At 75.4% G+C, this 2,916-nt stretch carries 2 protein-coding genes and 2 pseudogenes; 2 read left to right on the top strand and 2 right to left on the bottom strand.

The window, feature by feature from the left end; genetic code table 11:
• Positions 1-990 (bottom strand): annotated as a pseudogene (locus tag GTW40_RS09775) (hypothetical protein); the annotation flags it as partial.
• A 265-nt stretch (positions 991-1,255) separates the two neighbouring features.
• Between GTW40_RS09775 and GTW40_RS09770 the strand changes: the two are divergent.
• Positions 1,256-1,663: a hypothetical protein gene (locus GTW40_RS09770; RefSeq protein WP_161179773.1), complete on the top strand. Its 408-nt coding sequence runs from the start codon at positions 1,256-1,258 to the stop codon at positions 1,661-1,663.
• 96 nt (positions 1,664-1,759) lie between these two features.
• Positions 1,760-2,626 carry a fused MFS/spermidine synthase gene (locus tag GTW40_RS09765; RefSeq protein WP_161179772.1) on the top strand — a complete coding sequence of 289 codons (867 nt, stop codon included), beginning with the start codon at positions 1,760-1,762 and terminating at the stop codon, positions 2,624-2,626.
• 30 nt (positions 2,627-2,656) lie between these two features.
• Here the strand turns inward: GTW40_RS09765 and GTW40_RS09760 are convergent.
• A pseudogene (locus GTW40_RS09760) lies at positions 2,657-2,916 on the bottom strand (hypothetical protein); the annotation flags it as partial.

Here is a 2,916-nt window from a genome sequence, read left to right as displayed (position 1 = left end):
GGCACGCTGGGCGGCCTGCGCCGCCCGGACCGCCTCCCGGGGGCGGCCCGCGTCCCGCGCGAGGAACGCCGTGTTGCAGAAGGCGTGCGCCTCCAGGGCCGCGTCGCCGGTCATCCGGGCGGTGGCCAGCGCCTCCGCGTAGTGCGAGCGGGCATCGTCGAAGCGGCCCGAGTCGTGGGCCAGCCAGCCGACCGAGATGGCCAGTTCACCGGCGCCCGAGTGCAGCCGGTCGGCGGTGGACTGCCGGGTGGCGCCCGCGTCCAGCAGCTCGTAGGCCAGGCGCAGCGGCTGGGCCGCGTGCCGGTACAGCCCGTCGGCGCCGTGCTTGTCGTCGAGCACCCGGATGCGGCGGACGGCCTCCTCGACGGCGGCGGCCTCCGTCGTGCCGGGGCGGCGCGGTGTCCCGGCCGCCGAGGCGTCCGTTGTGAGCCCCAGCGGGCCCAGCGCGGCGGCGGCCACCGTGGCGCCCCCGCCGGTCATGAATGCGCGACGCAGCACGTCGCTCTCCTCGTGGTTCAGTGGGTCGTTCTCGTCCGGCTCGTCCGGGCCGTACGGGTCGTGCGGGTACGGCCTGCCGTACGGGTCCCGCGGGTGCGGGTCGTACGGGCGCGGCCGGTCGTACGGGTGGCCCCGGGGGTGCTCCCGCGCGGCCGGTGCCGGGGCTGCCTGCTCCCTGGCCGGACCGGCGGGCCGCGCCGCGCGCCCGCGGACGGTCGAGCGCGGTGCGAAGCCCAGGTCGGTCAGGGTGCGGCCGGGGAACATGTGCAGGAACACCCGCTCGTACGCGTAGTTGGGACAGCGGATCTCACCCGCCTCGACCCTGCCGACATAGCGCGCGTCACAGCTCACCCGCTCCCCGATCTCGCGGGCCGCGCGCCGTACCAGCGCGGCGAACTCCGCGGGGGAACGGCGGCCACGCAACTGCCGGAAGGCGGTGTTGGGCCGGGGCGGCCGGTCGGGCTGCGCCGAGGTCTCGGTTGACGACGCCATGGCCGGTCCTCTCGTACGAACCGTCGAACCGTGCCGGGGCCGGGGCGAATTCGGGCACAGCTGCCCGAGTGACACCCTGGTTCCGGCGGGCACGAACGTACCGGCTGTGTCCGGCCCGACACGCAGTGTTTGGCTACAAAACGGATATCTCATCCACGATCTGCCATGAACTGCCATCCTTTGCGGCACACTTGCGCCGTAGCCGTTGACGGCATCGCGCGTTGTACCCCGTGGACTGCAACAGGGCAGCGTGGTGGAGGCCGGCATGGAGACCAGCCAGAACAACGACCCTTGTACGGCGCCGACATGGTCGCGGGCGCCGGGCGACGCGGGGTGCGACCTGGTGACGGTGCCGACCCGGCAGGGCCTTGAGGCCGTGGACATCCTGCGCCGGGGCGCGGTCGCGGAGGTCGGCCCGGTCCTGCACGACGACGGCCGCGACACCCTCGGCTTCCTGGTCCCGGCGGGTACGGCGGCGGCCTGGGACGTGCCGGGCAGCACCTGCGTCCGCACCGAGGGCCGCGGCCTGCGCCTGACCCCCGAACCCCCGCCGGCGGGCTCCGACTGGCTCCTGCCCCCCGACGACGGCGGCCGCGCCACGGACCCGGCGGTACTGCGCCGGGCCCTGGGGGAGGCGGCCCGGCTGATCGAGGCGGCGGACAGCTGCCGCTGAGGCGGTCCACCCCCGCCGGATCCCTTGCGGGCCCCCCTCTCGCCCGTCCCCGGACCTCGTACGGCGGGCCCCCGTGCCACCTGCGAGAATGGGGCGGTGGGCAGGTCCAGGAACAACCGGCGCGGATCGGCCGCCGAGGCCGTCGTGGAGGCGGTCGACGGTGGTCTGGCCGAGCTGATCCCGGACCCGGACCGCTCCCGCGCCTGGACCCTGCTGGTCGACGGCGCGCCCCAGTCGCACGTGGACCTGGACGACCCGGCACACCTCACCTTCGAGTACCAGCGCCGCATCGGCCACGTCATCGACCTCGCCGCGCCGCCCGGCAAGCCGCTGCGCGCCGTCCACCTCGGCGGCGGCGCCCTCACCCTGGCCCGCTACGTCGCCGCGACCCGGCCCCGCGCCACCCAGCAGGTCGTGGAGCGCGACGCGGCGCTCGTCCAGCTGGTCCGCCGGGAACTCCCGCTCGACCCCAACTCCCGGATACGGGTGCGCTCGGCCGACGCCCGCGAGGGCCTGGCGAAGGTGCCGGACGGCTGGGCCGACCTGATCGTCGCGGACGTGTTCAGCGGCGCCCGCACCCCGGCCCACCTCACCTCCACCGAGTTCCTGGACGAGGCCCGCCGCGCCCTGAGCCCCTCCGGCCTCTACGTCGCCAACCTCGCCGACGGCCCCCCGCTCACCCACCTCCGCGGCCAAATAGCCACCGCCGCCGCCCGGTTCGCGGAGCTGGCCGTGATCGCCGACGCGGCGGTCCTGCGCGGCAAGCGCTTCGGCAACGCGATCCTCGTCGCCGCCGACATCCCCCTCCCCATCACGGAGTTGACCCGGCGGGCAGCCTCCGACCCCCACCCCGGCCGCGTCGAACACGGCCGCGCCCTCCTGGACTTCACGGGCGGCGCGGCTCCGGTGACGGACAGCGCGGCGGTGGCGTCCCCTGCTCCGCCCCCGTCGGTGTTCCGCTGAACAAGCCCGCGTACAGCGGGACTCGGGGACTCAGTACGTCTGCACGTCCACGTGCGGCGGTCCGTCGTGCCAGTCGCAGAAGACCGTCACGCGGTCCGTGCTGCGGCTGAACTCGACCCTGATCCAGGTCTCCGTCTTCCAGACCTGCATCGACCAACCGGTGCCGGGGGTCGCGGAGACGAGGGTCGCGCTCACCGGGCCCACGTCGAAGACGGCGCGGCCGCCGGGGGTGTCGTAGGGCTTGACGTCGCTCGGCGGGGTGGGGGCGGCGGAGGTCGTGGGGGACGTAG

Source organism: Streptomyces sp. SID4985 (assembly GCF_009863025.1).
GTDB lineage: Bacteria > Actinomycetota > Actinomycetes > Streptomycetales > Streptomycetaceae > Streptomyces.
This window is presented reverse-complemented; position numbering and strand designations above follow the sequence as displayed.